Raw genomic sequence first — 22,644 nt, forward strand, 5'->3', positions numbered from 1 at the left:
CGTGCAGCGCACCCGGTTCCGGCGCAATCCCGAGCAGTACCTCGCCAACTTGGAGCAACTGGCCGATCAGCTGGCTTTGCCGTCCTAGTTTTTTTCCACCACGGTGTAGGACTTCACCTTGGCCTTGGCCGGGATGCATGGCCATGGAGCCGCCGCGCGAAGACGCGTCCTTGAGCACCGCGATGACATAGCGGTGGCGCTCGGAGGGCTCATTGCACAGCGAGTACTGCCGCACCAAGCCATCGCCGATGTGGACATCAACATGGGCACCGGCCTCGAACGGCGGCAGCGGCAGCCCGTCGGCGGCAGCGAACTCGAAGCTGCAGATGTCCTGGGCCTCGGTGACCTTGGATACGACGGCGACTGACAGGGTGTTCATGGTGCTGCTGGGAGGCATCTTCCGCACGGGCGGTCAGCGACTGGAGCCTCAAGTCGCGATGTGGCGCAAGAATGGGCAAAATCGTTGTAATGAGCAATTAGTTGATTTATCAAGAGCATAACGGTTTCCCTGTGTCGACTCAACGCCCATGACGTTTCGGCCAGACTGATGGCTTGCCTGGAAGCAGCCAGTTCGCGGGTTCGTTCGCATGCCGCTTGAGGCGGTACCCGCGGCCCCATCGACAACTGCACTTTTTCTCACTGCAGCGGACAATCAGCAGGTCATCCTGTTCTGACAACAGAAGTCATGCGGCGGTGCATCAGCTAGATGCGAGGCGAACATCACGGTGCCATCGCCGCAAAGGACAGAGGGCTGCAACAGCCGTTCAGCCCTCAATGGCTTTACGCCTTTCGCCTCACCGTCGCTTCAAGCCGTCAACCATTCTCGAAAGAACACGGTCACCGTCCATGAATTGATGCTTGATCACAGCCAGGAGGTGCAATCCCGCAAGCGTCACCAGTGTCCAGGCGAGGATGCCGTGGATGCCGCTCAGGAGATCGTCGAGTTCCTTGCTCTTGGGCACCGGCGCGGGCAGCGGCAGAACGTTGAAGAGCACCACGGGGTAGCCTCCGGCTGAGCTGCCCATCCAGCCCACCAATGGAATGCTCAACAGCAGCGTGTACAGCAGCACATGCACGATCTTGGCTGCCCGCCGTTCCCAAAGCGCCATGGACGGCGCAAGAGCTGGGGCGGGATGCCGCAGTCGCCACAGCAGGCGCGCACAGGTCAGGAAAAAGACCGTCACGCCGAGCCACTTGTGAATGTTGTAGTACATGAAGCTTGCCTGTACCCGCGGGAGGCCATCCAGGCTGGCCCCCAGCGGCACGAGGGCCAGCACCAGCAGCGCCGTGAGCCAATGCAGCACAGCAGACCCGGCGTGGTAGCTGGTTTGCAACGCAGGGACCGTGGGATCGGGTTTTCCGACCAGAGCTTGAGTATTCATGGGCTCAACTCCAGCAGGGCCTGGAGGCCCTGCCTGTCACGAAAGGGGCGGCTATCAGCGCACGCCGTCAGCCGCCATCGCTTCAGGCGTGAAGTAGGAGTCGGACTTGGGCTCGGTCACCGGCATCTGGTCCTGGAAGGTGTTGAGGACGCTGTTGGCCACGTAGTCACCGGTGATCAGGTCGTAGACGCCAAACGCGCCCTTGAGCAAACCCGGTGCTTCGGGCGCGACATAGCTCAAGTGCCAAGCGGCGTTGACGAGCTGTCCCTTGGCATCCCAGCTGTCGCCCAGGGCACACACCCACGAGTCCTCGTCACAGTAGAAACGGCGCTTGGGCTTCGTGTGGCGCATGCCGGGCTTGAGGTTGGCCTCGACCACCCACACCCGGTGCAGTTCCCAACGGACATGATCCGGGTTGAGAAAGTTGGGGCCCAGCACGTCGCTATCCTTCTGGGGCTGCAGGAACTTGTTGCTGTTGTAGGGGATGAAGACCTCCTTCTTGCCCACAAGCTTCCAGTCGTAGCGGTCCATGGCGCCGGCAAAGACGTTGATTTCATCGAAGTTGAGCAATCCGGCCGACGCAGGCGTGGGCACGTCGTATGTCGAAACCGGCAACTTGCGCACGCGGCGCTGGCCCGCCACGTACGTCCAGGTCTGGTTGCCTGCCGTGTCGTCAATGGGCTCGCGGCCAATGATGGCCTCGCCGGCACGAATGGCGGGCGCGACGGTGTGCTGGCGAATCTGCCACATCACGCCCTTGAAGTCCGAGGCCTTGTCCTTGTAGTAGTAGGGCATCGAGTAATCAGCCTGGCCGGACGATGCCAAGATCAGCTTGCCACCCGTGCCGAGCCAGACGTTGAAGTCCTGATGCCAGCCCGGTGTGCGCCATGCCAGACGGTGGTTCCACATCACCTCCTCGGCGCTCTTAGGGATCGGGAAGGGGATGCCGCCGTAAGCGCTCTCTACCTTGGCACCGTCTTTGGTCAGTGATGCTTTGGTGGCGTTCTTGAGGGTGTTGTCGTACACCCACTGCGGCGCCGCCATCGTGCGATGCGTCTTATAGACGTCGATGCGATAGGTGGGATGCTTCTTGAACATTGCCACCTGGCTTTCAGCGAGCTTGTCGGCGTACTGCGCGAGGTTCTGGGCCGTGATCGAGAAGAGGGGCTTTTCCGAGGCGAACGGATCGGGCCGGCGTCCGCCTCGCGGGGCTTTGGGGTCGGACAGACCACCCGTCCAGGCAGGGATGGTGCCGTCCTTGTTGCCCGCCTTTTCGGCCCCGAGCGGCGTGAGCTCGCTCTTGAGCTTGGCGGCCTCGTCGGCCGACACACCGGCCACGGCAACCTGGGCACAGGCCACAGCCATGGCGCTCAGCACGAGGTGACGCGATATCTTCATGATCGTGATTCCTTCAAGTCTTCTTTAAAACGCCCGCTGCACCGAAAGCGAGACGAAGTTGCGGTCCTTGAGCGGCTGCAGGAATGTGCTGCTGCCGTTGATGCTGGACGGACCTGGCGTGCCGAGGTAGTGCACGTAGTTCAGTCGCATGTCCCAGACTTGTTCATAGGTCGCGTTCAGGCCGATGCTCACGTCCCCGCCATGCAGCACCGAGAAGCCGGAAACGACCGACGACTTGCCCGACACGCCATAGCCCACGCCGACCGGCGTGGACAAGTCCAGGCCTGGGTACACATTGAGGAACTGCGGGGAGAACACCACGCGCAGCGCGGTCGCGTCGCGGGAGGTGTTGGGATCCAGCGCCACGGGTCGCTTGTCGATGCCCAAGCGGCGGTTGAAGGCGATTTCGGCCAGCAGCGAGCCACCGTCCCAGATCGACGTGCGGGGCAACGTGTAGAACACGTTGAGGTTGGCGTGCGCAGAGGAACCCACGGCATAGCCCGGGTTGTCTGCGTTATCGAAGCCGGCCGTGGCCGGCTGTGACAGGCTCACGAGGGCCGCGTTTCGCCGGTATGACACTTCGCCCGCGATCGCAGCGTCTCCAACATTGGTGCTGAAGCTCGCACCATATGCCTGGATGCCCTCGTGGTACGCCTCACGGTAGGTGCCCGCAGCGCCGGGCGCCACGCTCAGGTACAAGCGCGGGCTCTTGTCGTGGTAGCGGATCGCGTAGAGACCGAAGGTCGCGTCGACGGACTCGGGCGAGTAGCGAAGTTGCAGGCCAAACTGGCCGCTGTTGCGTGCCTCCTGGTCCGCAGCCTTGGGAATGCGGAACGGCCCGAAATAGCCCATCTCGGCGCCGGGAAAGATGAAGTCCGTGGTGGAGAAGTAGCTGCCTACACCGGGAAATCGGTTCTTGCGCCACTCGAACTGGTAGTAGCCGCCAAGCGTGAGCGCAGGGCTGATCTGCAGCTGGGCGCCCAACTGGCCTACGGGCAGCGTGGTTTCCTTGGCGGTCGCCGTAGGCACCGATTGCAGCTTGATGATGTCCGTGGGCGCCATGCCTGCGGCGATGCCGTTGCTGCCAAAGAAGAGGCTCTCGCCATAGAGTTGCGCGTAGCGGCCCAGGCGCAGGCTCAGTGGCATGTCGCCAGCATTGAACTTGCCGAACACGAAGGCGTCCAGGAACTCTGCCTTGCGACCGTGCAGCGAGCGGGTACCGGAATTGAACTCGTTGTACGCCCCGGAAAGCTTGTTGACGGTAGCGGGCGAGTCGTTGTCGTTGCTGCGGTTGTAGACATCGTCGTACCAGGCCGCCGCACTAACGCGCGCGCCGTAGTCGCCCCAGGTGAGGTCTATCTCCGACAGCACGTCGAGCCGATTGGAGATAAGCCCCTTGCTGAAGTTGCGGTCCCCGTCGTCGGCGTTGATGTCGCGCGTTGCCCCCGCGGCGTACTTGTCGGTGGCCGCACCGCCGAAGACCCTCGGGTCACGGTCCTTGACCCGGGCTGCGGCCGTGTAGCGGAACGTGTTGTCCCAGCGCAGCTTGAGGTCGGGGTTGCCGGTGTCGATTTGTGCGGCCTGCGTGCCATGGCAGACCAGCATGGCGGCTGCAATGGCGTTCAGCGCTGGCAGAGCCGAGCGGCCCGCCTTCTTTGGGGTGTGCTTCAAGAGCGTCTCCTTTTGGTGTCGTTGTGTCGAGGTATCAAGGCCAGCTACCGGAGCCCGGCCGGGGGAAATATTCAATTCATCAAGTTCTTCCACAGGCCAAAGGCCAACGGACGCTCGGATGCCATTTCCTTCACGCAGCGGTTGCGTTGTCGGCCCAGATACGTGACGGTGCTCTCGATGACGTCTCCGTCTTGCAGGAAGCGGCCATGGTGTGCACCGTTGCCTGGAGGCGAACCCATGATCAGCAGATCGCCAGGAACCAGGTTGACGCGCTCCGAGGCATAGGCCAGGTACTGCGCGGGAGTGAAAATCATGTCGTTGGCCGGCCAGTCCTGCATGGGCTTGCCGTTGACCTTGAGCTCGATGCGGATCTCGTCGATGCTTGGAATGAAGGCAGCCGGCACGATGAACGGACCCGCAGGCTTGAACGTCGGCTGGTGCTTGCCGATCCAGTCGTAGCCAAAGTGGACGTCGGTGCGCCGAAAGATATCCACGGTGCCCAGGTCATTGACCATGACGTAGCCGGCGATCAGGCCCTGCGCCTCGTCCACCGAGGCGTAGCGCTGGTGGCGGCCCACCACCACGCCCAGCTCCAGTTCCCAATCGGGCTGCTCGCCCAGCACCGGCAGCACGACGTCCTCATTGGCCCCCACCAGGGACGAATGCAGGCCGGTCCAGAAGAACGGCGTACCTTCCCGGGCGCGGCGCTCCATGAAGGCGTAGTTGCGCTTGAAGAAGTTTTCGTCACTCTCACCAGGCAGGCGGTTGTGCTGATTGAACTTGTTCTTCGTCAGCATCTGTGCCACGTGCGTCTTGTAATTGGAGCCGGCGCACAGCATGTTGGGATGAGCCAACGGGGGCAGCGATCGCAGTGCCGCGAAGTCGTGTTGAGCCGCATCGGCTCTCGCGTCCAGGTCCACCAGCGCGTCGAAGTTGCGCTGCCAGTCGTCGAAGATCTGGTGCGTGTCGCGAAACCTGGACGAAAGGTCCATGACGCGGCCGTCAGGCTTGACCAGGGCCGCAAAGCAGCGATTTCCGTCGGAGAAGGTACCGATACCGAAGCTGCCGTGGCGCAGTCCCGTGGCAGGGTGAATGTTGTCAGATACAGTCATGGCGTCGTCAAAGGTGGATGGCGAGATTGCATTCAGGCGAAGTACTTTGTCGCTGGATCGTTGCTCCAGACATCCATTTCCGACGCCTCGATCGCGTGAATACCCATGGGACGATCGTTGTTGCACACGTCGGTGTCGGTGAAGGTCTCGAAACGAAGGCCATTGGGGTCCTTCCACACGTCGAACACGTGGCTGCCAAGCGGGTGGCGACCCACGCCCCATACCGGTTCCCAGCCGCCCTTTTGCATGTGGCGGTGAGCGATGAACTGGTGCTCGCTGTCCGGGACCTCGAACGACATGTGGTGCACTTCGCTCTTTCCAAAGGCGAAGAAGGCGATGGCGTGGTGGTCAACCCATTCAGCGCCCCGGTTGATTCGGTAGAAGCCGCCCACATACTGGGCGCCGCCTATGTGCAACTGGTCACTGGCCACCAAGCCCAGCACGTTGCGGTACCACTCGTCACAGCGTTTGAAATCCTTGATGAACAAGCCGATGTGCCCCAAGCGCAGCAGTGTGGAAGGGCCCATGGCTGGGTAGTCATGCGCTTCGTTAAATCGCATCCTTGCCAACGGATGGTTGTGCGCCATGGGTCGGCGCATTGCATCGGGCTGTCGTTCTTTGATGCCGTACACCAGGTCGATGATGTTGCCTTCGGGGTCCGTGAGGCTCACCGCTTCGCCGCCACCGGGTCCGGTCAGGGGACGGACAGGCGTCGCACCTCTCTCGCGCACTGCGGACTCCAGGTCCTCATATGACTCGACTGCAAAGGCGATGCTGCACAGCTGGGTTTGTTCACCGGGCTGCGCGACGTAGCTGTAGGCATCATTGCCGGAGGTACGGAAGTAGATCTTCGCTTCTTCGCGGCCGGCCTCGTGGAATCCGAACGCCGTAGCAAAGCGTTCGTTCTCAGCCAGATCGGCCACTTGGACGTGCACGTGGTGCAGTGCTTTGAGTCGAAGCATGGAAGCTCCTATATGAATCAGTGTTCTTGGTTACTTCAGGCCGCATGCAGTCAAAGCTCGCCACCAGAGGCTGCTGTACTGCGAAGCTGCATCGTCTGGCTGCTACTGGCGTTGCCCGCTCAACATAAATTCGGAGAACTCTTTTTGATTTGAATGCAGCAATGCGTCAACGGAGACAAGCGTACGCAACCAGCATGTGCCGACAAAATGAGTTGTTTTCACACGAGCTATGAGTCTCGTGAACACCAAGGGTATTCCCTGGAGTGCGGCCGGTATTTGCCCAAGCCACATCGTTGCAGTCGCGAGCGCGTTGGTCCTGCAGACCGACGATGACGTGATGGTGACGGGGTACAGGCTTACCACTGAAATCAACAACACTGGCCGCATTGGCCGCCGATAAGACGTAGCGACCTGGTCTGGCAAGGCAAGTGAGCTCGCTGCGTGGCAGCCCCAGCCGTGCTGCAGTGGTGAGGGAAGGAAGGGCCGAGGCCGGACCGGCGCAGGACCGCCACCGCGGCTGTACAAAAAAGGTGGTTTGCAAACAGCATTGATGCCAAGCCGCCGGTATTGGGTGCGGCCGTGCGTGCAACCACCGCACCTTCAGCGATGCGCGCTCGCCTTCCAGGCTGCTGCAGTCGGGCTAAATGCTCACCGGGAGACGGCCGGCGGCAGTGCGCCGAGTGCCGATGCGTGGAAAGCCACCATGCGCCATTTGCCGTCCTCCTCACGGGCCCAGACTTGCGTCACTGCGCTTTGAACCTGTACTTCTTCAGCTTGTCCACGCCGGCGTGCGCGGTTGGTTTGCCTGCCCAGCAGCATGGCCGCGTCCTCACCCAGCGGTATCACACGCAGTTCCTCACGCTGTACGTCCAGTGTCTCGATTACGCGGCTGATGTAGTCCAGGTAACTTTCGCGGGTGTCGGTATTGCCCCGGGTATGGGTATGCACCAGCCGACTGGACAGCAAGGCGCTCAACGCAGACCAGTCCTGTCGCACGATGGCGTCGCAGCGTTGCTGCTCCAGCGACAAGAGGGTCTCAACAAGGGCTTGGTTCATGGTATGGGCCATAGTCATTGGTTATCTCCAAAGGGCTCCGTCGATCAGGAGGGAAGCGAAAAGGACAGCCGGTAAGGCATGAGAAGTACTTCTGAACCGCCTGCGCCAGCAGAACAGGGCATTTGCCGTGAACATCAATCGCACACCGAAATGTTTGTGACGCCCTTCCTTGCACCGTATGCGGAAGCGCTAATTCACGAACATCAGCCGAGGGAAAGACGCTGCGTCGCCGTGCAGCTTCGTGCAAGCTGGCTGTGTCGCAGCGGCATTGATGGCCTGGTCGGAGGAGTGAAGCTGGATCTGTGGCGCTTTCGCCGGCGACTGCCGCTCCCCACCTTGGAGATCCGCTGCACGTGTCGTATGGACTGAAGAGCGGCCGCTGGTCACCCAGGTCGGGCGCCAGCGTGTCTCACCGGTGCTGAAGAGCGCACCTGCTTGCGTTGCCCGACGCGCCACTCCATATTCGAGAGTCATGTCATGTGCCGCGGCAATGGAGGGCGCCGAGCTTGCGGCTGAAAAAGTCCCGGCCGGCATGTGGCCTCCTTGCACAACGGGACAGCCAGGCCACGAAGCGGCAATCCGGCCAGTGCGCCGGTTCAGGCTGGCATGTCGGCGCAGTCGGCGAACCAGCGCTGAGCAAGGGCTTCCAGCTTTGCGGGCGCCTGCCTCACTGCCGGGATGGCACAAGCGCGGATGCGCTCACGTTGCGCGTCCTGTGTCACGTATTCCACAGGAGACTTGCCATCCACCCGCGCAAGCAACAGCGCGGGCAGCAGCGCCGAGGCACGCGCCTCAAGCTCTGCACGCGGTTCAAAGCGAATGCGATCGAAGTACGCCGCCGTGAGGGCCTGAAAACTCTGGTGCAGCGCCTTTGTGCAGTCCGGCTGCGGCACCGCCTTGAGCAGGAGGTGATTGAGGCAGAACGCGAGATCAAATGCCGGATCGCCCCACCAGGCGCATTCCGCGTCCAACAGCACCGGCCCGTGCGGACCCACGAGGATATTCTTCGGGCTGACATCGCCATGCACGAGGGCACTGCGGTGCGCCGCGGTGCGTTCCACCAACGCCTCCAGTTGCGGTGCCAGTGCCGGATGACGTCGTGCCGTGGCCAGCAGGTAGGGCTCCAGGCGTAGTGAGAAGAAGTTGCCCGCGGTGTCGAACGCTGGTGCAAGATCGGCAGCGCGCTCAGCGCTGGCGTGGTGCAACGCGCCCAGTGCGGCGCCCACCGCCGCGGCGGTGGCGACTTCGACACGGCCGGCCAGCAGCTGCTGTTTCCACACGGGATGCTGCTCCGGTGCCAGGAAGCTCATGGCAAACAGGCCGGCCGCCTCATCGTGCGCTAGCGGTTGCGGAACGGCACCGGGCAGCACGCGGGCGGCGAACTGCATCCAGGCCCACTCGTAGGCGTTGCGCGACACCGGTGCCTCCCAGTGTGCGGCCACTCTCAGCTTGGGCAAGGCGCGCTTGACGCAGAAGGTGCGGTCGCTTGCCACGTCCACCCGCCAGATATCGGAAGAGACGCCGCCGGTGAGTGGCGTCCAGCACCGCGGCTCACCAGCTGCCGCGAGGCCACTGCGCGTGAGGAAATCGTCGAGCATGGCGTCCATGGTCAACGCTTCCTGGAGAGCGCCTGCAAGCCGGCATAGGGGGCGGCACTGGCCTCCTCGATGCGCAGCAGCTGGTTGTACTTGGCCACAGTGCTGGAGGTGCGCAGCGAGCCGATCTTGATCTGGCCGGCGGCCGTGCCCACGGCGATGTCGGACATGAACGCGTCTTCGGTCTCGCCCGAGCGGGCCGACACCACGCTGGCATAGCCCGCGGCCTTGGCCTGCGCGATGATGTCCAGCGTGCCGGTGAGCGTACCGTTCTGGTTGGCCTTGACCAGCACGCCATTGGCCACGCCTTCCTGCACGCCGCGCGCCAGGCGCTGCGGATGCGTGGTGAAGAGGTCATCGCCGATAAGCTGCACGTCACTGCCCAGCCGTGCAGTCAAGGTGCGCCAGTGACCCCAGTCCTCTTCGCCCAGGCCGTCTTCGATGGAGGCGACGGGGAAGTCCTGGACCCAGCCGGCGAGCATGTCGATCATCTCGGCGGCGCTGCATTCGCGGCCCTCGCGGGCCAGGCCGTAGCGGCCGTCGAGGCGCTGCAGCGCGGTAGCAGCCACGTCAATGGCGATCACGACGTCCTCGCCGGGGCGCAACCTCGCACGCTCGATGATGCGCAGCATCATCTCCAGCGCGTCGCGGCCCGTCTCCAGTCCTGGACTGACGCCACCCTCGTCGGCGAGCAGCGTGGGCAGCCCGCGCGCACGTGCTTCCTCGGTAGCGGCGTTGCGTACGCGCGAGATGGTATGGATGGCCTCGGCGATCGAACCAGCGCGAGCCGGGATGGCCAGGAAGTCCTGCACGTCCATCCCGCGCGACGCATGCAGGCCGCCGCTGAGGATGTTGACCATGGGTACTGGCATCGAGGGTTGCGCCACACCGGCCAATCGCCCGATGTACTGCCATAGCTGCAGACCTTGCGCCGCTGCAGCGGCGCGCGCCAAGGCGATTGAGACAGCCAGCACTGCATTGGCGCCCAGACGGGCGAGCTGCGGCGTGCCGTCAAGCTCGCGCATCAGCGCGTCGATGTCGCGCTGCGCCGTGGCATCGCGGCCCTGCAGCGCGCGGGCGATCTCGCCGTTGGCGTGATCCACCGCACGCAGCACACCGAGGCCGGCGTAGTACTCCGCGTCACCGTCGCGCAGCTCATGTGCCTCGGCACTGCCGGTGGAAGCGCCCGACGGCACGGAGGCCCGGCCAAAGCTGCCGTCGGCCAGCAGCACGTCGGCCTCCACCGTGGGGCGGCCGCGGGAGTCAAGGATCTGGCGGGCTCGTACGCCCTGGATGGCAGTTTTCATGTGATGTGTCGGTGGGAGGTGTCAGTTGCAGCGGTTGAGGGGTGCCCGGCCACTCAGTACACGTACCGTCTCTTCGGCGGCGCGCCGGCGCAGTTCGGCCAGCGAGGCGTCGGAGCTGAAGGCGACATGCGGGGTCAGCAAGGCGCCGGGCTGGGCCAGCAGCGCCGCAGGCACCTGTGGCTCGGACTCGATCACGTCGAGTGCGGCGCCACCGAGGTGGCCACTGGCGAGGGCTTCGACTACCGCGTCGGTATCCACGATGCCGCCGCGGCTGACGTTGACCAGCAGCGCGCCGGGTTTCATCGCGTTGATGCGAGAGCGATTGATCAAATGGTGGCTTTCGGGGGTGAGTGGCAGGTGCAGCACCACGATGTCGCTCTGCGTCAGAAGGGTGTCCAGCTCGGTGAATTCCACACCTGTGGACCGTGCGGGCGGCGTCAGCGTGTTGGCCAGCACGCGGCAGCCGAAGGCGGCAAACTTGCGGGCGCTGGCCTGGCCGATGCGGCCGTAGCCGACGAGGCCCACGGTCAGTGCGGACAGCCGGCGCAGCCGTGCCTTGGCGGGATCCCAGCGGCCCGCGTGCACGTCGCGGTCGAACGCCACCAGGCCACGTGTCCAGGCCAGCGCAAAGCCAACGGCGTGGTCGGACACTTCTTCAACGCAGTAGTCGGGCACGTTGGTCACCGGCAGGCCTCGAGCCGTGCAGGCGGCCACGTCGATGTTGTCAAGGCCCACCCCGATCCGGCCAACATGCTGCAGCCGGGAACTGGCGTTGACAGCCTGGGCGTTGACCTGTGCCCAGCAGGTCAGGATGGAGGAGGGCTGGTGCTCGCGCACCAGCGCCGCGATCGTGTCGGCCGGGGCCGGCGAGGCGGGGCCGGCCACCAGGCGCAGCCCGGCGCCTTCAAGCACGTCGCGCTCGATGTCAAGGTCGGGCCAGGCGAAGTCGGTGACTAGAACGGTTGAAGCAGTCATGAGGTCTCGCAGGACAGGAGGTGGAGGCGCTGCAGGCCCAGCCCGACCACTTCGGCCTCCACCACGTCGCCAGGCTGCAGGTAGCGGCCGTGGTGGATGCCGAAGCCCGCGGGCGAGCCAGTGCAGATCAGATCCCCCGGCTCGAGCCGGGTGTGGTGTGACAGGTAAGCGATCTGCTCCGCGATGGTGAACACCATGTCGCAGGCGTCGCCGTCCTGCATGGTGCGGCCGTTCAAGCGCAGCGTGAGGTGCAGCGATTGCGGATCAGCCACGTGGCTGGCAGGTACCAGCCACGGGCCGATGGGCAGCCAACCGGGCCCGCCCTTGGCCTGGAGGAAGTCCGTACCCATGGCCTTCGGGTCGGCACGGAAAACGCGCTCGCGCAGCGTGATGTCGTTGACGGTGCAGTAGCCGGCCACGTGCTCCAGCGCCCGCTCCACCGGCACGCGGTGTGCCGTGCGGCCGATGACCACGCCAATCTCGACTTCCCAGTCCAGCGTACGCTCGTCCGGGTGCATCAGGAGCGAGGTGTAGGGGTCGGCCGCGGCGGCACTGGGTTTGACGCATGCGTAAGGCGCCCCCTCGCGGCGGCGCCATTCCACGGTCTGCAGCACGGCGCCGCGCCGCGCCTGGGCTTCCTCTGCGCACAGCGACGGCTCGGCGTCCAGCGCCGCCTCGACGAGTTGCTCCCGGTAGTTGCCGATGGTGCAATACACCTGGCGCGGCACCAGCGGGGCGTGGACGCGGAAGTCCGCGAGCGGCCGTGCCACAGCCGGATCCAGTTCCGCCGCGCGCAAGAGCGCGCCGTTGGCTGACCAGGCCCGCAGCAACGCGTCCATGGAGTGCGAACCCTGCAAGGAGCCGTCGCAGGCACCGTGCCAGCCGTCCAGCGCCTGTGCGCTGCCATTCGAAACCAGCGCGGGGAAGGGCGTACATCCCGCCACCGACAGTCGTGCCAGCGCGAGTCTGGGAGCTGCCATGTCAGTGCGTTTCATGTGTAGTTCTTACTCCTGATGCCTTGCCGCCAATCCGCGCACCGTCCGTCGCATGGCCTGCTGCACATGTCGAAGGAAAGCCAGGATGCGCATGCGCGCTGAAAACAGCCACGTCGACACAGGCCGAGGCATGATGGAGGAGGGTGCCTTCACACCGCATCGCGTGACAGATGGTCTTGTCCGCCACCTTGGGAGCGCTGAAAGTCCCGTGCCACTGCTTGCAAGTGCGCTGCTCGGCACCGGAGAAATAGCCGCAAGGGCGCATATCGTTGTCTTTGTGACAGAAGGGCTGGCCGCGGGGCGCCATGCCCGGGATGCAATGAACGCACCGCGGCTGGCCGGCCGCTTCAGATAGGTGTCATCAGTGCGCCCAAGCTTTGGCGCATGAGGGCCTGGTGCTCCTCCTTGGGGGCTTGCACGCGTTCCATCTCGCCCAGGGCGATAGAGTTCTCCACCACCATGCGGCAGCGCTCGTAACGGCGCTCGGTGAAGGACTGCAGCGCCAGCTCGATGTCGGCGGCCTTCCCAAGTTCCTGGGCCAGCACGATGGCGTCCTCGACCCCGATGCCTGCGCCCGAGGCCAGGTGCGGGGTGGTCGCATGCGCCGCATCACCCAGCATCACCACACGGCCGTGATGCCACGGCCGCGGTTGCAGCACCGCGAAGAACGGCCGATAGAGGATGCGTGAGTGGGCGCCCAGACCGTCGCGGATTTCGCCGATGAGTCCACCGAACTCCTGCAGCACACCGCGCAGCGTGTCGGCCCACTTGGACTCGTCGATGAACTCGGCCGTTTCACGCCGTTCCGTGACGTACAGGTACATCTCATCTTTGGATACCGGGTTGACGCCGGCCTTCACCAGACGGCCAACGCACATCGTGGCGTGCGTGATGTGAACCGGGCGCGGGACGACCGCACGCCAGGAGCCCTGGCCGGTATAAACAGGCTTCGGCGCGTCCGGGAACACCAGATCACGCACCTTCGACATCAGTCCGTCGGCGCCAACGACCAGGTCATAGCGCTCCTGGCGACCGTCGGTGAAGCGAACCTCCACCCCTTCAGCGTCCTGCTCGATGGAGGAGAAGGTCGTGCCGCAGCGAACGGCGGCGCCAGAGCGCAGCGTGTGCTCGCGCAGGATGCGGGCCAGCACAGGCCGCATGATCCCGCCACCGCCGGGCACGTCGGGCCGACTCGCGACCAGCCGCGGCGTGGGAATCTCGCTGATCTTGGTGCCGTCGGCGGCCAGGATGTCGAGTCCATCGGCACACCACCCGTGCTTCATGATGTCGTCGATGATGCCGATCTCGGTGAGCGCGCGCAACGTGGCGCCGCTGAGCGTGATGCCAGCACCATAGACGCGCCAGTCGGGATCAATCTCCACCAGATCGACGTGAGTGCCGCGCTTGCGCAGTTCGATGGCGGTACACATGCCTGCGATGCCGCCACCGACGACGAGGACCTTGCGTGTCATGTTCATCTCCTTGTATTGGTTCTCTGGGGCGTCAGGCCAGCCAGCCGATCAACGCCGCGGCGTTGCCGCCCAGGATTGCCGCCATGTCGTCTTCATCGAGCCCCGGGGTTTGCTCCACCAGCGCGTGGACGCTGTACTGCCCCATGTCGAAGGGGTAGTCCGTGCCCACGACGACCTGCGACGCGCCCACTCGGTCCACCAGGTGGCGCAGCGCCATGGAGTCGTAGAGGACGGTGTCGAACCAGATGCGCTTGATGTGCTCGCTGGGCGCCTTCTTGGTCTGGAGGGCGGCCTCAGGCCGTACCTTGAAAGCATGGTCCGAACGCCCGATGTACGTGGGCAGGTAGCCGCCACCGTGCGCGGCGATGATCCTGAGCCCGGGATGGGCGTCCAGCACGCCGTGGAAGATCAGGTGCGACAGCGCGATGGTGGTCTCCAGCGGCTGCCCGATGGTGTTGACGAGGTAGTGCGTACTGGTGCGCTCACTCAGCGTGCTGCCGAACGGGTGAATGAACACAAGCGCGCCAAGTTCCCCGGCCTTGGCCCAGAAGGGCGCCAGCGCCGGATCGGAGAGCTCGCGGCCATTGACGCTGGTGGAGATCTCCACGCCCTTGAGGCCCAGCGCCTTTACCGCGTGCTCCAACTGTTCGCAGGCAAGTTGTGGGTGCTGCAGTGCCACCGTGCCTAGGCCGGCCAGGCGCTTGGGATGCTCGGCGCAAAGCGCCGCGATGTGCTCGTTTTGCAGCCGAACGATCTCGAGTGCCAGCTCGGGCTCGGCCCAGTAGTAGTACTGGTTCGGTGAAGGGCTGATCACCTGCACATCCACGCCAATGGCCTCCATGTCGGCCAGCCGTTGCTCGATGCGCGTGAGCTTGGGCCCCGCCATGGGCAGCATGACGGCGTTGTTGTGCGCCACGGATGCTTCGCCCATGGTCTTGCACATGATGCCGGGCTCGGCAGCCTTCTCCGGCCGGCCGGCCAGGAGTTCCTCGACAGCCGGCACGAGCACGTGGCAGTGCAGGTCGATGGTGAGATGGTTGAGCCGGCGACGTACCGCGCTGCCGCCCGAGCGGGTAGGCATCTCAGCGGGACAGCAGGCCGGGTGACGGCAGGTATGGATCCACATGGTGGTTCAGCAAAGAATGTACGGAAGCCGGCGCATGTGTAGCGCCGGCTCGGGTGGCCGCCGCTGGCCGGATCAGGAGAAGCCAGGTGCCTGCGGCGGCGCCACATCGGCCTGCGGGTGCGCCTTCTTTGGATCGATGGCCCGTGTCAGGTCAGCCAACCGAGCATCGGGCACCGGCGTGTAGCCCGGGGCGTACTCCCACTCCCACGGTGCCGCATCGAGCATGAAAGGCGCCATGTTGTGGATGAAGCTGAAGAAGCCGAACATCGGGTTCCACACGCGCGGAACCCAGCTGTCATCCAGATAGTCGGAGTCCGCGCCGTACTCGGCCTGACCGCCAGTCGGACACGGCAGGTACATGAAGATCGAGGAGGCGATGCGGTGACGTCCCAGTCCCCATTCAGACTTGGGCCAGCCCCGGCGCTGCATGTAGTTGGCGCCGACCATCACCTCGTCCAGGTCCTCCACGCCGTAGTTGACGTGGTCGAAGCGCAGGTTGCCGTCCAGGCCGGGGAAGGGCAGCTTGGCGTTGAGGAAGTAGACGTTGTGGTGGTCGTTGGCGCCGTCGGCACGGCCGAAGATGCCGAAGCCCTTTTGCACGTCGCTGAGCCTGAACCCCAGGCGGTCCCGGTAGAACGACCAGGACTTGTCAGGGTCGGGCGACTGGAAAACCACGTGCTGGATGGTCTTGGGGCGCGCCTTGGCCTTCCACTTGCGCTGCGTGTTGATGCGATTGATGTTGCCCGGTGAGTTCACTGGATCCGGCGAGGAATACACGGGGTTCTTGCGGAACACGCGGAAACCCACGGCCAGCCCATCGTCGGTGAGGCAATGCGCCGTGCCGTCGGCATCGAAACGCACCTCCCGGTCGACCGCCAGGGAGTTCACCAGGCGGTCCAGGCTGTCCTGGCGGTCCACCCCCCAGATGACCTCGCACACGCCGGTGCCCACCAGCGCGGATTTAGGGATTGCATCGTCGCTGATGTGGCGGATGATGACGTTGCTGCCTTCATCGAGGCGAAAGTGCGCATGCTCGTCGCTGCTCTCCAGCAGCGGCAAGCCGAAATCGGTGAAGTAGCGGGTGCACAGTTGGACGTCGTCGACGCCGTAGAGCACGGTCTCGATGCCAATGATGGCCATGGTTCAGGTCCTTTCGGAAATGACGGGCGTGCGCTGGCAGCCCAGCCCGGTGATGGAAGCCTCGACGACGTCGCCGGGCTGCAGAAATCGGTTGTAGTGGGTGCCGTTGCCTGCCGGCGAGCCGGTGCAGATGAGATCGCCAGGCAGCAGTTGCACGACGCTGGAAACATGCTCCACCAGCCGTGCGACGCCAAAGATCATGTCGTCGGTGCTCTCGTCCTGCTTGGCTTCGCCGTTGAGCTTGAGCTCGATGCGCAGGTCGTGTGGGTCGGCCACGTGGGATGCCGGCACGATGTACGGGCCCACCGGCAGGTAAGTCGGGCTGGACTTCGATGAGATCCAGTCCGTGCCCATGGCCTTCATGTCGCCCCTGGTCCAGATGCGGCCGCGGTCGGTGATGTCGTTGGCAATGGTGTAGCCCGCGATGTGCTTGAAGGCATCCTCGCGCTTGACGTGGCGGGCAGCTTCCCCGATCACCACGACCAACTCCAGCTCCCAGTCAGGCTGCAGTGCATCGGGCGGAAGGACGATCGGATCGAACGCACCGCTGAGCACCGACACCGGCTTGCTGAAGATGTAGGGATCCCCTTCGCGCTGGCGTCGCCGCATCAGATCCTCGGCATAAGCGCGCAGCTGCGATGGGTCCATGCCATCGGTACATGGCGTCTTGCCGGGACCCAGGTCCACGATGATGTCCACCACGTGCTTGAAATAATTCGCGCCGCTGAGCAAGATCTGACGTGGCGCCACGGGGGGATGCACACGCAACGAAGACATCGGAACAAGAAGATCAGCGGCCATGCGTGCAGCCGCCGTGGAGGGCTGCGACAAGGCGTTTGCGGCTGCCTGCAACGCCGTCAGGCTGGCTGGCCAGTGCTCGATCAGTGACAGCGTCGAGCTGGCTTCGGGCATTGGATGACCGCACGCGGCGCAAAGGGCGCGGAGCGCGTCCACGGCAACGACCCGCTCGCCATCGAGCAGTACCAGGCCGGCGAAGGGTGGGCAGCCTGCGTGGGAGAAGGTGCCGAGCGCAAACCTCGTGTGCTTCTCTGCCAATGCCATTGCGATGTCCTGAGTCATGAAAGGGTCGAGGGATTCGATGGCGCGCAGAGTAGCGATTGAGGTGTACGCAGAAAAATCAGTTCTTTTCATTCGCAGAATCAATCGCGCAAATATCAGGGTTCACCCGAATGCCTCGTCTTTGCTGGGGCGTGCAACCACGTCAAGGTGCCGTTGCAGCCTGTGCCGACCACGGTTGCAAGGGAAAAGAAAAAGCCCGCCGAAGCGAGCTTGTGACGTGGACTGCGGAAGCCGTGCTATGGATGCTCCTGTGCATTGACCAATGCGGCTGGCTCCTGGTCCAGCGCTGCGGCGGCCCGCATCAGCAGTGACCTCAGCCATACCAGTCCAGGGTCCTGGGAGCGCAGCTTGTGCCACTGTATGGCCAGGTCCAGGGCCGGCATTGACAGCGGCAACGGGAACAACTTCAGTGGCAGGGCCGGAAGCATCTTCAGCGCCAGGCGCTTGTGCACCGTGGCAATGAACTCCGTGCCGACCAGCAGATGCGGCATTGCAGTGATGCTGTACGTACTCACGGCGATGCGCCGCGATAGGCCATAGCGCTCCATGTGCCATTTCTCGAAGGATGGCTGCGACGTGTCGGCCGGTTGCATCACTACATGCCCGGCATCGGCGTAGCGTTGCAGCGTCAACTCACCACTGTGCGCAATGGCGCTGCCGCTCCATACGGCGCATACGAAATCCTCTTGGAGAGCAATCTCGGTGGGATGGTCTGGCGAGCAGTAGGCCGTGGGGATAACGAGCAAGTCCACTTCGGCGCGCTCCAGGGCACGGTAGGGCTCCGCTATCTGGGGCAGCAGCTTGAACCGGACGTTGCTGCCTTGCTGGCGTGCCAAGTCCAGGACGCGTGGCATGAGCATCGTCATCGTGTAGTCGGACACGAAAAGGATGAATTCCCGGTCCGAGGTGGTGGGCTCGAAATCCGGTTGTGTGGCAAGGGCGCTGTCGATCCGAACAAGCAGGTCGCGTATCACGTCCTTGAGCGCCTCAGCGCGCGGCGTGAGCTCGAAACGCCGTCCCACAGGTGTGAGCAAGTCGTCGTTGAAGTACTCACGCAACCGCGACAGCGCGTTGCTAAGCGCCGATTGCGTCAGGTGAACCCGCGCAGCGGCGCGGCTGACATTGCGCTCGGTCAGCAGTGCGTCCAAGGCTATCAGCAAGTTGAGGTCAAGCTTGTTGAAACGCATGTTGTCTCCTTTGTGTTCGTGCACAGGCCGAACCGATGTGCTGCGGGATAACCCTAAAACTATGAGTGCGGCTGATTCGTCGCATGGATACAAATCATTTTCGCAATGATTGAAGTCTCCGTAACCTTTGCTTGACCAAATAACGACGGAGACAGGAGACACGCAATGGGCCATTGCCACCGAGGAGCGGCGCGATGATGCGGCGCATCGAGCGCGTGTGCGTGGTCGGCGCCGGGCTCACTGGCTTGGCCTGTGCACTGGCAGCAGCGCGGCACGGGCTGCAGGTGACCGTCCTGGACGCAATGGGAGCGCCGCGTTCGATGCCCGCACATGTGAACGTGATGCCCAACATGCTGCGCGAGTTGCTGGCGCTGGGCGTGGCTGGTGAATGCGCTCGGCTTGGCTTCGTGTATCACGGTATCGACGTGGTGGACCGTGTCGGGCGGGTGCTGGTCAAGCTGTCCACAGAGCGTCTCGCAGGGCCGCTCTATCCTGCAGCGCTCGGTATCGAGCTTGATGTGCTGCTGCAGGTGCTCACGCAAGCGGCGCAGCGAGCCGGTGTGACGCTGCTGCGCAATGCTTCGGTGCAGGACGTGCGCCGCCGCCGTGGGCAGCCATGGCTGCAAGTTGCATCAGGCGACGAGATGCCATGCGACCTCGTACTGCTTGCTGGCGGTGCACAAACGCCTTTGCGTACCGCGCTGTTTCCACTGGCCCAGCCTCCACGCACGGACAGCCAGGCTTGGTGGTACACGACGGTGCAGCGTCCCGTTCGACTTGATCGCCCATGCATGGCCATGGGCCGCAAGGGCCACAAGGTGCATGTCGTGCCGGTGCGCGCAGACCGCGCCAGTGTTGTGCTGGTGGAGCCGATCCAAGACGCGGTCAGCGTGCCCATGGATGAAGCCTCGGCACACCTGCGTCGCTCACTGGCTGCTTTTGCGCCCCAGGTTCGAGAGCTGGCGTTGCAGGTGCACGAAGGCACGGAAGTCATCCGTCGGCCGATTTTCAATGGCCTGCTGGACGATCCATGGAGCCCTGAAGGCGTGCTGGCCGTAGGAACCTGTGCGCATGCGATACCACCGCATTTTGGGCAGTCGGCGGCCCTGGGTTTTGAGGATGCGGTGGTGCTAGGTGAGTTGCTGGCGCAGACCCGTGACGCCGAAGCGTTGGTCAAGGCATTCACCGCGCGCCGGCTGCCGCGCGTGCGCCGGATCCATGAGATCACGTCCATGGCCGCGCGCTGGGATGCCGAGCCTGAACCTTCTACTGATTTGCAAGCGCTCTCAGTGGCATTAGGCGAAGTGGTGGCCCGTCAGGCTTGAAGGCCGGCAGCGCTGCTGCAACACGTAGAGCTCAGGGACGAGCTCGCAACCAACATCAACAGGAGACAAGCCATGAAGTTCATGTCGGCCGTGCTGGTGGCCGGCCTGTGTGCCGCCGCGTTGCCCGGGGCAGCAGCTCCGGTCGCGCCATCGAGTGTCGACGCTGCGCTGCAGCGACCTGCGGTGCCCGCACGGCAGGCTGCTCGCGCAGTGCTGCTGGGGGCCGCGCAAGCTGGAGGTCGTGTCGTGGCCGTGGGCGAGCGGGGCATCGTGGCGTTGTCCGACGACGGTGGAACGTCCTGGCACCAGGCGCTTACGCCGGTGAGCGTCACCCTTACCGCGGTGCGCTTTGCTGACGCACAGCGCGGCTATGCCGTGGGCCACGGCGGCACGGTGCTCACCACAGTCGACGGTGGTCAGAGCTGGACGCTGAGGCTTGACGGTCGGCGCATTGCGCAGATCGAGTTTGAGGCTGCTCGGGTCAGCGGCGACGCCGCCGCGTTGAAGTCTGCCCAGGCGCTGCAAGCTGACGGCCCGGACAAGCCGCTGCTTGATGTTCTGGTGATGGACGCCAAGCGGGTGTTGGTGGTGGGTGCCTACGGATTGGCGCTTTATACGGGAGACGGCGGCGCCAGTTGGAGTTCATGGCGCGCGCGCATGGACAACCCCAAGGAGTTGCATCTCTACGCGTTGCGCCAGCGCGGCAGCCATATTGTCGTGGCTGGGGAGCAAGGGTTGTTGCTGCAGTCCACAGATGCAGGTCAGTCCTTCAGGCAATTGGACTCTCCCTACAAGGGCAGTTTCTTCACGGCTGAACTGCCCAGCGAGCATGAGATTGTTGTTGCGGGACTGCGCGGCAATGTCTGGCGTTCCAGGGACGGCGGCACCACGTGGGCGCAGCTCTCATCTCCTGTGCCGGTATCGATCACGGCCTCTGCGCTCCGTTCCGATGGTTCGCTGATCTTCGCCAACCAAGCCGGCATGGTGCTTGGTGCCCGCGACGTCGCGCTGCAGCCGCTGTCTAGCGGGGCTCTGCCGCCGCTTAGCGCGGTGCTGCCGCTTGGAAGCGGCAGCGTTCTGGCCTTGTCCATCCAGGGAGCGCGGCGCGTTGAGCTACAGGCTCCGACCCAGGCACAAAAGGGGCAGACCCCATGATCTCGACCTCCACCGTCTCTCATCCGTCTTCGGAACCGTTCAATCCCCGCTCGGGCTCTCTTATTGAGCGCGCACTGTTCAACCACCGCGCGTTGATCGTCGCACTATGCGCTCTCGTGACTGCACTGCTGGGCTGGCAGGCCACAAGGCTGCAGCTCAACGCCAGCTTCGAAAAGACCATACCTACCCATCAGGCCTTCATCGCCAACTACCTACAGTACCAGAAGGAGCTCACCGGGTTGGGTAACGCCGTGCGCATTGCGGTGGAGAACCCGAAGAGCACGATCTACGACGCACAGTATCTGGAGACGCTCAAGCAACTGTCCGACGAGGTGTTTCTTGTCCCCGGCGTGGCGCGCGTGCACATGAAGTCGCTGTGGACGCCTAACACACGCTGGGTAGGTGTTACCGAGGACGGGCTCGAGGGCGGACCGGTGATCCCGGACGGGTACGACGGTTCGCCGACGAGCCTGCAAAAACTCCAGGCCAACATAGCCCGCTCCGGTGAGGTGGGCCAGTTGGTGGCGCTGGATGCGAAGTCGTCGGTCATTTACGTGCCCTTGCTGGCGCAGGATGCTGAAGGCCGTCCGCTGTCCTATGCACAGTTTTCGCAAAACCTCGAGACGCTGCGTGCGAAATACGAGGCGCAAGGCGTAAAGATCCATGTCACGGGCTTCGCCAAGATCGTGGGTGACCTCATCGAAGGCGTCCGCGCGGTGCTGGCGTTCTTTGCGCTGGCGGTGGCCATCGCCACGGCCATGGTTTACTGGTACACGCGGTGCGTGCGCTCTACGGCACTTGTTGTCGTGGCATCGATTACGGCCGTGGTATGGCAGTTGGGGTTGTTGCCACTGCTGGGCTACTCGCTGGACCCGTATTCGATCCTGGTGCCGTTCCTGGTCTTTGCCATCGGCATGAGCCATGGCGCGCAGAAGATGAACGGCATCATGCAGGACGTGGGCCGCGGCATGCACAAGCTGGTGGCCGCGCGCTTCACGTTCCGCCGGTTGTTCCTTGCCGGCCTTACAGCGCTGCTTGCTGACGCGGTGGGATTTGCAGTCCTGCTGGTGATTGACATCCAGGTGATTCGTGAGCTTGCCGTTGCCGCCTCCATCGGCGTGGGTGTGCTGATTTTCACCAACCTGATCCTGCTGCCCATCCTGTTGAGCTACACGGGGGTGAGCGCCAAGGCTGCTCAGCGCAGCCTGCGCGCGGAAGCCGCCGATGCTGCAGGCGAAGAACGCCTCAAGCTATGGGCCTGGCTCGACCGCTTCACGCGACGTCCCTATGCCACGGCGGCCGTCACCACGGCTGCCGTGCTCGGCGCGGCAGGCTTTGCGCTGAGCACGCAACTGAAGATCGGCGACCTGGATCCCGGCGCCCCTGAGTTGCGTGCCGACAGCCGCTACAACCGCGACGTCTCGTTCATGAATGCGGCTTACGGCGCTTCAAGCGACGTGTTGGCGGTCATGGTCAAAACCCCGGATGGTCAATGCTCCCAGTACGAGACCCTCAACAAGGTTGATGCGCTGGAGTGGCAGTTGCGCCAGATCGACGGTGTGGAGAGCACCAACACGCTGGCCTTGCTCAATCGCAGGGTACTTTCCGGTCTTAAGGCAACGCCGATTAAGGTCTGCGACAGGAGGGGCTGGTACGGTAGGGCAGGATGAAGCAACAGACCCTTGCCGTGGCTGCAGACCAAGCTG

Annotated in this window: 18 protein-coding genes and 1 pseudogene; 3 read left to right on the forward strand and 16 right to left on the reverse strand. The window is 64.0% G+C overall.

What is annotated here, in order from left to right:
- The 16 genes from H537_RS54890 to H537_RS0110525 all read right to left on the reverse strand — a co-directional run.
- A partial coding sequence (locus tag H537_RS54890; RefSeq protein ID WP_502527945.1) for a ferredoxin reductase domain-containing protein occupies positions 1-379 on the reverse strand: 379 nt, incomplete at its 3' end.
- A gap of 415 nt (positions 380-794) precedes the next feature.
- Entirely contained in the window at positions 795-1,382 is a 588-nt protein-coding gene (locus H537_RS0110450) for a cytochrome b (RefSeq protein ID WP_064735945.1), read from the reverse strand.
- Positions 1,383-1,436: 54 nt separating this feature from the next.
- The gene (locus tag H537_RS0110455; RefSeq protein ID WP_028997876.1) at positions 1,437-2,780 is read right to left on the reverse strand and encodes a DUF1329 domain-containing protein; all 1,344 of its coding nucleotides are present in this window, start codon (positions 2,778-2,780) and stop codon (positions 1,437-1,439) included.
- Between the two features lie 24 nt (positions 2,781-2,804).
- Positions 2,805-4,544: a DUF1302 domain-containing protein gene (locus H537_RS0110460; protein ID WP_238446652.1), complete on the reverse strand. Its 1,740-nt coding sequence runs from the start codon at positions 4,542-4,544 to the stop codon at positions 2,805-2,807.
- Positions 4,523-5,689 (reverse strand): fumarylacetoacetate hydrolase family protein, encoded by a 1,167-nt coding sequence (locus H537_RS0110465; protein ID WP_211234988.1) that lies wholly within the window; start codon positions 5,687-5,689, stop codon positions 4,523-4,525. Before H537_RS0110465 ends, H537_RS0110460 begins: the two co-directional genes overlap by 22 nt.
- On the reverse strand, positions 5,596-6,525 hold the full coding sequence (locus tag H537_RS42235) for a VOC family protein (protein WP_051242343.1): 930 nt from the start codon (positions 6,523-6,525) through the stop codon (positions 5,596-5,598). The genes H537_RS0110465 and H537_RS42235 overlap by 94 nt, the downstream gene beginning before the upstream one ends.
- A 648-nt stretch (positions 6,526-7,173) precedes the next feature.
- Positions 7,174-7,581 carry a nuclear transport factor 2 family protein gene (locus tag H537_RS0110480; protein WP_043458533.1) on the reverse strand — a complete coding sequence of 136 codons (408 nt, stop codon included), beginning with the start codon at positions 7,579-7,581 and terminating at the stop codon, positions 7,174-7,176.
- Between the two features lie 596 nt (positions 7,582-8,177).
- Positions 8,178-9,188 carry a phosphotransferase family protein gene (locus tag H537_RS0110485; RefSeq protein WP_043458528.1) on the reverse strand — a complete coding sequence of 337 codons (1,011 nt, stop codon included), beginning with the start codon at positions 9,186-9,188 and terminating at the stop codon, positions 8,178-8,180.
- Positions 9,189-9,190: 2 nt separating this feature from the next.
- Positions 9,191-10,483 (reverse strand): phosphopyruvate hydratase, encoded by a 1,293-nt coding sequence (eno, locus tag H537_RS0110490; RefSeq protein ID WP_028997881.1) that lies wholly within the window; start codon positions 10,481-10,483, stop codon positions 9,191-9,193.
- Between the two features lie 21 nt (positions 10,484-10,504).
- Complete coding sequence (locus H537_RS0110495; RefSeq protein ID WP_043458529.1) at positions 10,505-11,458, reverse strand: C-terminal binding protein; 954 nt, start codon at positions 11,456-11,458, stop codon at positions 10,505-10,507.
- A complete protein-coding gene (locus H537_RS0110500; RefSeq protein ID WP_084150581.1) occupies positions 11,455-12,453 on the reverse strand; it encodes a fumarylacetoacetate hydrolase family protein in 999 nt (332 codons plus the stop codon). Before H537_RS0110500 ends, H537_RS0110495 begins: the two co-directional genes overlap by 4 nt.
- A 347-nt stretch (positions 12,454-12,800) precedes the next feature.
- Positions 12,801-13,925, reverse strand: coding sequence for an FAD-dependent oxidoreductase (locus tag H537_RS0110505; RefSeq protein WP_028997884.1), 1,125 nt, complete (start codon positions 13,923-13,925; stop codon positions 12,801-12,803).
- A 31-nt stretch (positions 13,926-13,956) separates the two neighbouring features.
- Complete coding sequence (locus H537_RS0110510) at positions 13,957-15,006, reverse strand: amidohydrolase family protein (RefSeq protein ID WP_028997885.1); 1,050 nt, start codon at positions 15,004-15,006, stop codon at positions 13,957-13,959.
- A gap of 117 nt (positions 15,007-15,123) precedes the next feature.
- Positions 15,124-16,191: a VOC family protein gene (locus H537_RS42240; RefSeq protein ID WP_084150582.1), complete on the reverse strand. Its 1,068-nt coding sequence runs from the start codon at positions 16,189-16,191 to the stop codon at positions 15,124-15,126.
- A 3-nt stretch (positions 16,192-16,194) separates the two neighbouring features.
- Entirely contained in the window at positions 16,195-17,343 is a 1,149-nt protein-coding gene (locus H537_RS0110520) for a fumarylacetoacetate hydrolase family protein (RefSeq protein ID WP_238446653.1), read from the reverse strand.
- 164 nt (positions 17,344-17,507) lie between these two features.
- Positions 17,508-18,458 (reverse strand): LysR family transcriptional regulator, encoded by a 951-nt coding sequence (locus tag H537_RS0110525; RefSeq protein ID WP_028997887.1) that lies wholly within the window; start codon positions 18,456-18,458, stop codon positions 17,508-17,510.
- A gap of 194 nt (positions 18,459-18,652) precedes the next feature.
- On the opposite strand from H537_RS0110525, the gene H537_RS0110530 reads away from it, so the two are divergent.
- From H537_RS0110530 to H537_RS42250, 3 genes and pseudogenes are all read left to right on the forward strand, one after another.
- Complete coding sequence (locus H537_RS0110530; protein WP_028997888.1) at positions 18,653-19,783, forward strand: FAD-dependent oxidoreductase; 1,131 nt, start codon at positions 18,653-18,655, stop codon at positions 19,781-19,783.
- 72 nt (positions 19,784-19,855) lie between these two features.
- Positions 19,856-20,938: a WD40/YVTN/BNR-like repeat-containing protein gene (locus tag H537_RS42245; protein ID WP_238446654.1), complete on the forward strand. Its 1,083-nt coding sequence runs from the start codon at positions 19,856-19,858 to the stop codon at positions 20,936-20,938.
- Positions 20,935-22,551, forward strand: a pseudogene (locus H537_RS42250) (efflux RND transporter permease subunit); the annotation flags it as partial. The gene H537_RS42245 and the pseudogene H537_RS42250, both read left to right, overlap by 4 nt.
- Between the last annotated feature and the right edge of the window lie 93 nt (positions 22,552-22,644).

The sequence above is a fragment of the Azohydromonas australica DSM 1124 genome (assembly GCF_000430725.1).
GTDB classification, from domain to species: domain Bacteria; phylum Pseudomonadota; class Gammaproteobacteria; order Burkholderiales; family Burkholderiaceae_C; genus Azohydromonas; species Azohydromonas australica.

What these genes read in the sequence shown, in the direction of transcription:
- H537_RS0110450 (WP_064735945.1), bottom strand. Translation starts at nt 1,382, where the DNA reads ATGAATACTCAAGCTCTGGTCGGAAAACCCGATCCCACGGTCCCTGCG.
- H537_RS0110455 (WP_028997876.1), bottom strand. Translation starts at nt 2,780, where the DNA reads ATGAAGATATCGCGTCACCTCGTGCTGAGCGCCATGGCTGTGGCCTGT.
- H537_RS42235 (WP_051242343.1), bottom strand. Translation starts at nt 6,525, where the DNA reads ATGCTTCGACTCAAAGCACTGCACCACGTGCACGTCCAAGTGGCCGAT.
- H537_RS0110480 (WP_043458533.1), bottom strand. Translation starts at nt 7,581, where the DNA reads ATGAACCAAGCCCTTGTTGAGACCCTCTTGTCGCTGGAGCAGCAACGC.
- H537_RS0110485 (WP_043458528.1), bottom strand. Translation starts at nt 9,188, where the DNA reads ATGGACGCCATGCTCGACGATTTCCTCACGCGCAGTGGCCTCGCGGCA.
- eno (WP_028997881.1), bottom strand. Translation starts at nt 10,483, where the DNA reads ATGAAAACTGCCATCCAGGGCGTACGAGCCCGCCAGATCCTTGACTCC.
- H537_RS0110495 (WP_043458529.1), bottom strand. Translation starts at nt 11,458, where the DNA reads ATGACTGCTTCAACCGTTCTAGTCACCGACTTCGCCTGGCCCGACCTT.
- H537_RS0110500 (WP_084150581.1), bottom strand. Translation starts at nt 12,453, where the DNA reads ATGAAACGCACTGACATGGCAGCTCCCAGACTCGCGCTGGCACGACTG.
- H537_RS0110505 (WP_028997884.1), bottom strand. Translation starts at nt 13,925, where the DNA reads ATGACACGCAAGGTCCTCGTCGTCGGTGGCGGCATCGCAGGCATGTGT.
- H537_RS0110510 (WP_028997885.1), bottom strand. Translation starts at nt 15,006, where the DNA reads ATGCCTACCCGCTCGGGCGGCAGCGCGGTACGTCGCCGGCTCAACCAT.
- H537_RS42240 (WP_084150582.1), bottom strand. Translation starts at nt 16,191, where the DNA reads ATGGCCATCATTGGCATCGAGACCGTGCTCTACGGCGTCGACGACGTC.
- H537_RS0110520 (WP_238446653.1), bottom strand. Translation starts at nt 17,343, where the DNA reads ATGAAAAGAACTGATTTTTCTGCGTACACCTCAATCGCTACTCTGCGC.
- H537_RS0110525 (WP_028997887.1), bottom strand. Translation starts at nt 18,458, where the DNA reads ATGCGTTTCAACAAGCTTGACCTCAACTTGCTGATAGCCTTGGACGCA.
- H537_RS0110530 (WP_028997888.1), top strand. Translation starts at nt 18,653, where the DNA reads ATGATGCGGCGCATCGAGCGCGTGTGCGTGGTCGGCGCCGGGCTCACT.
- H537_RS42245 (WP_238446654.1), top strand. Translation starts at nt 19,856, where the DNA reads ATGAAGTTCATGTCGGCCGTGCTGGTGGCCGGCCTGTGTGCCGCCGCG.